This is a genomic window from Salipiger sp. (assembly GCF_059781815.1).
The window spans coordinates 1-7,560 of sequence record NZ_JBYNAH010000242.1 but is presented as its reverse complement, the minus strand read 5'-3'; the positions used below and the strand labels follow the sequence as shown (position 1 = coordinate 7,560).

4 protein-coding genes and 1 pseudogene are annotated in these 7,560 nt (G+C 61.0%); 4 read left to right on the top strand and 1 reads right to left on the bottom strand.

All coding sequences use genetic code 11. The features are described 5' to 3' along the window. Positions 1-229 precede the first annotated feature (229 nt). The 4 genes and pseudogenes from AC6RA4_RS21310 to AC6RA4_RS21295 all read left to right on the top strand — a co-directional run. Positions 230-1,171 (top strand): annotated as a pseudogene (locus AC6RA4_RS21310) (DDE-type integrase/transposase/recombinase); the annotation flags it as partial. Positions 1,172-1,201: 30 nt separating this feature from the next. Continuing rightward, positions 1,202-2,482, top strand: a complete 1,281-nt coding sequence (locus AC6RA4_RS21305; protein ID WP_500163741.1) for a hypothetical protein — start codon at positions 1,202-1,204, stop codon at positions 2,480-2,482. A gap of 8 nt (positions 2,483-2,490) precedes the next feature. Beyond that, a complete protein-coding gene (locus tag AC6RA4_RS21300; protein ID WP_500163739.1) occupies positions 2,491-3,378 on the top strand; it encodes a CPBP family intramembrane glutamic endopeptidase in 888 nt (295 codons plus the stop codon). Positions 3,379-3,606: 228 nt separating this feature from the next. Then, positions 3,607-5,565 carry an alpha/beta hydrolase gene (locus AC6RA4_RS21295; protein WP_500163738.1) on the top strand — a complete coding sequence of 653 codons (1,959 nt, stop codon included), beginning with the start codon at positions 3,607-3,609 and terminating at the stop codon, positions 5,563-5,565. Positions 5,566-6,617: 1,052 nt separating this feature from the next. Here AC6RA4_RS21295 and AC6RA4_RS21290 read toward each other — a convergent pair. Further along, complete coding sequence (locus AC6RA4_RS21290) at positions 6,618-7,295, bottom strand: UPF0149 family protein (RefSeq protein WP_500163737.1); 678 nt, start codon at positions 7,293-7,295, stop codon at positions 6,618-6,620. Positions 7,296-7,560 lie beyond the last annotated feature (265 nt).

The window sequence follows — 7,560 nt, the reverse complement described above, 5'->3', positions numbered from 1 at the left end:
TATACATCTCCATGATGGTTTCTTGTATAGATGCTTGGGGTTTCTCGCTTCTGGAGGAGGATGCTCGCACTGGAGCCCGTTGACGTCAGTCAGCTATGCGTAGGATGGCCGCCATAGCGAGGGGCCGATCAGCATCCCTCCTTCTTGACGTGGTCGGCCCACAGCGGTCATTAGCTAGGATCACCGTTTCCGCAGCGCGGCTTACCCATACCGGACCTTCTTGCCACCGCGCAGCATAGATCAACTGCACATGGAATTTCCGTTCGCGCGCAGCCGCATGCTACAAGGTCTGCTTGTCCAGGAAGGGTTCGTTCCGGGGCGTCTTCACGTCGCCACGCTGATGAAGCGCATGCGCTTCGAGGCCCTGTCTCGCAAGCCCAACACCTCGAAACCGGCCCCGGGTCACAAGATCTACCCCTACCTGCTCAGGAACCTCTCCATCACGCGCCCCAACCATGTCTGGGCAATGGATATTACCTACAGCCCGATGGCCCGAGGCTTCATCTACCTCGCGGTGGTGGTCGACTGGGCCACGCGCCGCGTCCTGGCAAGGCGGATAACCGAGGCGGAAAAACACTTAGAAAACGCCCGGTACCTGTTCAGACAAATCGAGCCACCTCTCGTCACGGCAAAGGCGTGTCGACGGCCGGCCGGGATTGCAAGGTTCGCAAACCGGACAAGACTTTTCGCAAAGTGGCTTGCGCAGGCGGGTGGCAGCCAGCGAAGCTGGTTCGCAAGAACTATCCGAAGAAAGGTCAAGGCGATGATGGAAACTGGAAAGAAGATGTTCGCAAAGAGCACACTTACCGCCGTAGGGGCACTCTCGGCGCTGCTGCTCACCGCAGGCTGTGTTGAGACAACCGGCGGCGTGGCGGGGCTGGCATCGCCGACCGCAACTGCGGTCGGGCGGGACAATAGCAGTGATACGGTCTCGGTGGCGCTGCGTCCGCGCAGCACCGGTGGTCAGAGCGTGACCTTGTCCGGCGGTCTCGACTACACCTGCACCGGCGTCCTCGACGATGCGCCGAGCCCGCGCGGAACCGAGCTTACCAGGCTCAACTGCACCGACGGCAACAACGGAACTGGTACACTGGTTTACGACGCCTCGGGCGAACCGTCGCAGTTCGTTTTCGCTCGCCCGGGAGAGAACGCCGGTTCGCTGCGGTTCTGAATACGGCAGCGCCTCATAGGAGATCGCAAGATGAAGCTATCCCGCATCGCCTTCGCTTGCGTGGCCGCGTGCCTCGTATCGACTGGGTCGCTCCACGCGCAGGAGACTGAGTTGTCGGAGGAGGACCAGGCAAAGCTTGATGCCTATAACGCCTTTCGCGCCGACATCGAGAACTTCCTGCCCACGGTGAATCTCTACGATGGGGCGGACCTGCCGGTGACCTTCCCGTTCCGAGACGTATTGGCGCATGTCGTCGTGGATGTCTCGTTCGACGGCGAGACGGCGCTGCCGTTCATGTTCGACACCGGAGCACCGACCATTGTCACAGATGACCTCGCCGCGGAATGGGGCGGGGATCCGATCTTCGAGTCCCCCGGCCTGGCCGGAGGCGGCGCAGTCGTCTGGACGCCAACGACGCTGATCCCTGACGCGACCATTCAGGGCAGCCTCGCAATCTCGAGCCTGACAGCCGGAACCGGATGGCAGGCCGACGGGGCCTTCTATTGCATCACCCGGAACGGTCTTTTCGGCGCCCCTGCGATGCGCAACGCGGTTTGGCAGGTGGATTACGGGGCGAAGGAGATCACGGTTGCGGCGGAGGTCGGGCAGCTCGACCACATTGACGGTGCCATTGCCCTGCCCTTTACCATCAAGGACGGAACGGTTTCGCCAACCCCGCACGTTCAGCTCGAGGTGGGCGACGGCACGCTCGAGTTCGTCGTCGATAGCGGCGGCGGCATTCCTCTTACGATCAATGTCGCTGATCTTGCCAGCGTCGGCATCGAAGTGCCTGACAGTGCTCCCCGTATGGTGAACTATGCCGGGGGAGCGGCAGGGAATTTCGACATTGAGCTGGCCGCCCTGCAGCTTCCTGTCGGGGTTGCGGGGACCGATATCACCACGACCGTCTTCGTGGGAGACGGCATGGCGCCCGGCGTGGCAGGCAACATGGGGCACATGTTCCTCAAAGACTTCGTCGTGACCTACGACTGGTCAAGCCAGACGATCTACCTCGATCCGCTGGCCGAGGACGGCAGCGTGAACCCGATGGCCGATGTGCCCGCCGCCGGTGTCGGCCTGCAACCGGACGGCACGCTCATGGTGACGTCTTTGGCAGTCGGCGGGCGTGCCGACGCGGCCGGGCTCGAGTTGCGCGAGATCGTGACAGCAATCAACGGCGAGAACGTGACCGCGAGCGATCCCGATGCCTACTGCGACCTCGCCGAGGCCGGTATCAAGACGATCACCACGGAACGGGGAGGACCCTACGATGTCAGCGACATCGACGGCTTCCTCCTCAATGAAGAGTGAGGCCGGGCATGGACGTCTCCCGCAATCCTCTTGTCCGCCAGGCCGAAGAGGCCAAGCGCCCGTCGAGCTGGTGGCTGGCCTGGATCGTCACCGTCGTCCTGATCGTTGGGGGCGGGATCATCGGCGTGCTTTTAGCCACGCCAATCTTCGGTAGTGATCCGGCATGGCCGCTATACCAATACGGCGAACTGTTCGTCTTCGGCATCACCCTGCTCGGCCTGTACCTCTGGGTGCGGCTGAAAGAAAAACGATCGTTGCTTTCAGTCGGCTTTCGGGGTGGGGACGGATGGCGCAAGTTCGCGATCGGCATCGCCATCGGAGCGGCAATGATGACGCTGCCGGTGCTGTTTTTGCTCGCCATCGGTGTCTACGAGACCGGCGCGAGCGAGCACGCCATCTCGGGCTTGTCCGCATTGCTGCCAATTTTGCCGCTTCTGATCGTCTTCGCGATCCAGGGCACCACGGAAGAAGCTGTGACGCGCGGCTACATGCTGCAGATGGGCGCGCGCCAGCTTCCCGGCTGGGTCGCGATCCTCGGGAGTTCGGCGCTGTTCGCCGTAGTTCATATGTCCTTCGACCCGTTCATCCTGTCCTTCCTCCTGCTCTACGCAGTGTTCGCGTGTATCGTGGCACTGCAGCAGGGGTCGCTCTGGCTGATCAGCGGCATTCATGCCGGGTGGAACTTCTTCCAGGGCAACGTCTACGGTCTGCCAGTCAGCGGGCATCCGGCGGCGACGTCTTTGTTCTCCATCGGCCCCGCCGCGGGATCGCCGGAGCTCGTGTCCGGCGGCAACTTCGGCGTCGAGGGCAGTCTGATCGGGGCCGCCGTGCTCATCGTCTCCCTGGTGATCGCGTGGCGTGCCTTGCGGCAGAGCCGCGCTGGCGGTGCCATGTGACCGGGGCCCCGAGCGGATCGCGCCCGATCAAATGGCAAGCAGCGATCGCTGTTGTGTCCTGTTCGGCGGTCATCGTCGTCCCGTTCATACTTGCACTGCCGAATGCTTCGGCACGTCGGCGCAGCCCGCTCGCGGGAAAACGCCGAGACGACCTGAGCCTGCGGCAAGGCGCATAGTTTCCGCCCTCGGGCCACCCCGGAGAACGGGAATTCAGATGAGGACAAAACGATGACACCCGATCAAATTCTTGCCTCTCTCATGGCGCTCACATCACCTGAAACAAACGCGCATTTCGATCAACTCGTGGCGGGGGGCCACGACGATCGCTATCCCGTCGCGGTCGAACCCTGTGACTATCCGCCAGGTCCACTCGAGGTCGAAGGAACCACCATGATCTGCGGCACGGTCAGCGTGCCAGAGGACTATGACCTCCCCGAGGGCCGCCGTATTCCCCTCGAGTTCGCCGTTTTCGGCAGCCTGAGCCGGTCTCCTGCTGCCGACCCGCTGATCTACCTGCACGGTGGCCCGGCTTCCGGCACGCTCGACATGCTGGGGCCGGTCGCGAACCGCCTCTACCTCAATCACCGCCGAACCCGCGATATCGTGACATTCGACCAGCGGGCTTCGGCACTCTCGTCCACCACCGTGCAGTGCTATTCGCTCGTAGCCGAGAACCTTGGCGGGCTCGTCGAAATGGAGACCGGCACCGGCCCGGGCGTCGATCTTGGCGCACTGACAGCGCCTTGCATCGAGGAAATCAAAGCCTCCGGAGCAGATCTCTCCGCCTACAATACTGAGAACAACGCGCATGACGTCCGCTCCCTGATGACCGCTCTGGGATATCCCGAGTACAACATCTATGGCATCTCCTACGGGACCCAGCTTGGCCTCGAAGTGCTGCGCAGCTTTCCCGAAGGCGTCCGCTCTGCAGTGCTGGACGGCGTCGCCCCGGCTTCCGAGTCCATCTACGTCGGCCTGCTCGAACCATATGCCGACATGACCGAGGCCCTCGTGACGCAATGCGCAGAGGACGAAGCCTGCAACACGGCCTATCCTGACCTGGGCGAGACCATGAAAGCGGCGTTTGCCCGGATCACCGAGGAACCGATACCAGCCAGTCGGGGCCGTGCCGAGATCACAGCCGACGATTTGCAGGAACTGACCTACGATATGCGCAACAACTGGCACGACCTGCGGCCGATCACTCCCTATCTGCCGCGCATCTACGCCGAGCTTGCCGAAGGTGACACGACGACGATTGACGCCTTCTTCGAGGACTACGGCCAGAGTGAGAAGCCGCCGAGTTTCAATGCGGGTGGGCTGAGCCCGGACGAGGCGGCCCTGGTGGAGACCATCGCGTCTCTGGCTTTCGCCATGGATGATATGAGCGACGCGGCGAGCGCCGCCCTCATGCAGTTGCGCAGCGACCTGTCCACCACGGAGACGTCCATAACCGTCGCAGAAGCCTTCGAGGCCCGATCCAACGAACTGGTCCAGACCATCCCGGACCGTGCCAACAGGCTCGATCTCGTTCGGGACTATGCGTTGCTCCAGCGCGGCGACCAGACGGCCGAGGCGCTGGCAGACTGGGTCTCCACCTACTTCCCGGAGCCGGGCGCATCGGATCTTCTGGCGCTGATTTCGGTCATGTCCGAGGAAGACCTGGCGCGCACCTTCGAGATCATCGACGACGAGGCCACAAAGTATGAGGTAATGCTTGGCGGCCTGTTTAACGGCTACATCTACTGGTGCCAGGAACAGGTGCCTTTCAACTCAATGGAGAAGTTTAACGCCTACCAGGATGAACTCGCGCTGGCCTGGCCGTTCCTCGACACGCCGGACCTCAGGGACTTCGGCGCCATGAACTTTGGGGTCTGCGAGATGTTTGAGCAGCACCCGCGCGAGGGGTTTCATGAACTCGTCGAGACCGACATACCGGTACTGTCCATGAACGGCCTGCTCGACCACCAGACCTCATGGAAATGGGGCGAAGCCGGGACGGAGGCCATGACGAACGCGCGCAATGTCGTCGTGCCCGAGGCCGGGCACGGGTCAATTGCCTACCAGCCCTGCGCCAACGATATCACGGTCGCATTCCTGAACGACCCGTCAGCCGAGCTCGACACGTCCTGCACGGAGGACATCAAGGTCGACTTCCTCATGCCCGACGCGCCGTTGCCCTGGTGAGACCTCGGACGCTCATCAGGATCCGGACCACCGGATCCCCAGGCAATCGTCGCAATGAAGCTGGGAAAGCAGATGAGTAGGATAGCAGCTCCGATATCGTGGCGACGGATGGAAGCCGCTTGAGGATCGCCCTTTGTGTCATGGTTTTGCCAATCCTCGGGGCTCGTCTCATCTACGGCGCCGAGGTCGAGCTTGACGACGTTGTCAAAGCGGGTATCGCATAGGGGCCATTTCTGGACAGCGCCCTGTTTCTTGCGGTCATCGGCTGGCAGGTATGGCGTGATCTTGTCTTGCGTCGGCCGGAGCAGCGTACGCTGACACTGATGTGGTCTCCGGCTCTGATCCTGTGCGCGATTGCCGCATCTCGATCTCTGCCGGCATGCCCCCGTCGCCGGCGGTTGTCGGCCTTCTCCTCGTGAACACGGCGCTCGTCGACTTTTCGGAGGAAGTGATTTTCAGAGGATGTTATATCCCTCCCTGAGGACCGGCTCGCGATCTGGCATGCCGTCTTCATCCGCTGCGCCGTCCTCGGCGGCGTTCGTTTTCTGAACTGATTTCTTCCTGTGGGTTTCTTTCAGCTGGATTCCAGTCGGAGACAGCTTCTACGAGCGGCTTCTTGTTCATTGCTACACCTATAGCCGAGCACATGGAATTGGTCCGCACAGGAAGGGGGAGGTGTATCGGCAGCAAGGAGAGGTCGTCGTCCTCCTGCGTCGCCCAATCGTGGATTAGTCGTCCAAAGCTGGACAGCTAACTTCGTCATAAGCAGCGGACCATGCGCCAAGATGCTCGAGGCGCCGCGATTATAGAAAAGGGCACTACGCTCTCTCGGGTGCATATCAAAAGTCGGCATTTCGGAGTTTTTGGATGGTACATGGCGCTCGCAGCGAGCTTCCGCTTCCCGCCCGTTGTGTCGGTGCCTGGCGTCATGCTGCGCCTCGCACGCTGTGATGCTTTGGGCAGAGACGGGTCATTGCCCGCAATCGTTTGGCGGTGAGAACAGATCAACCAGACAGGGTTGCTGTTACCGCGGAGATCGAACCACCGTTTGCCTAATTTCTTCCGCAGCACTGCTTGTACTTGCGGCCGGAACCGCAGGGACATGGATCATTTCGACCCGGTCGGCTGTTTCGGGCTGGGACGCGACTGTCACTTTCCGCCGCTAAGACTATTTCGGGACGCGTGACACAGAGGATCGATGCAATGCAGTTCGGGATCAGATCGGGAGCTTCCGCGTCGATCTCGTCAATCTCTTCGTCCGAGAACTTGCTTGTCCCTTCGTAGAGCTCTTGCAGCGCCATGACGAAGATCAGGGACGACTGAGCTTCCTCATCTGCTTGATCTAGCACATCGCCCCACACTTCCGGGCGGAGGCGCATCGCGCGCGTGAAGCCGTCGACCCAAGGTTCCCAAAGGAGGTCGTCGCTGTTCTGGTCGATCTCGTAGATTGGTTCGATCCAGGCAGAGTTCATCATCTCCGCGGCGACAGAGTTGTAGTGTGCCATGATCGCCGAGATGGTGGCGTTGGCCGTCGCTTCGTCGGGAAAGTTCGCTTCGGTCGTCTCTCCCCAGACATGAGGCAGCCAATCCGACGGAGGAATGACATTGGGGCAAGCAAGTATGCCAGTCACGTACCCATCGAGTTCACTCAGCGTCATGGGCATGTTCTCTTGTGGCAGCGCGAACAAGAGCCGGCTGAGGCGATCTAGATCATGGTCTGAGCTTCCCATAGCGTCTCTCCGTCACTCGAGTCATTGCGTAGCTGTCTCGTGCGAAGATGGCAATTCGGTCCCGCTGAGCTTGACGGGAGCGAAGAGGTATCGATACGGGTCCCATATATGAGGGGGGAGGGTTATAGGGGGAATACTACCCCTCCTAAATGGCCCTAATAGCCCAATTATCTCTTATATAGATCTATATAGGTAAAATATATCATATATATACTATATCTACATGGAGACGACATCGACCTCTGGCGTCAGGCCTGTGTGTCTG

What these genes read in the sequence shown, in the direction of transcription:
- AC6RA4_RS21305 (WP_500163741.1), top strand. Translation starts at nt 1,202, where the DNA reads ATGAAGCTATCCCGCATCGCCTTCGCTTGCGTGGCCGCGTGCCTCGTA.
- AC6RA4_RS21300 (WP_500163739.1), top strand. Translation starts at nt 2,491, where the DNA reads ATGGACGTCTCCCGCAATCCTCTTGTCCGCCAGGCCGAAGAGGCCAAG.
- AC6RA4_RS21295 (WP_500163738.1), top strand. Translation starts at nt 3,607, where the DNA reads ATGACACCCGATCAAATTCTTGCCTCTCTCATGGCGCTCACATCACCT.
- AC6RA4_RS21290 (WP_500163737.1), bottom strand. Translation starts at nt 7,295, where the DNA reads ATGGGAAGCTCAGACCATGATCTAGATCGCCTCAGCCGGCTCTTGTTC.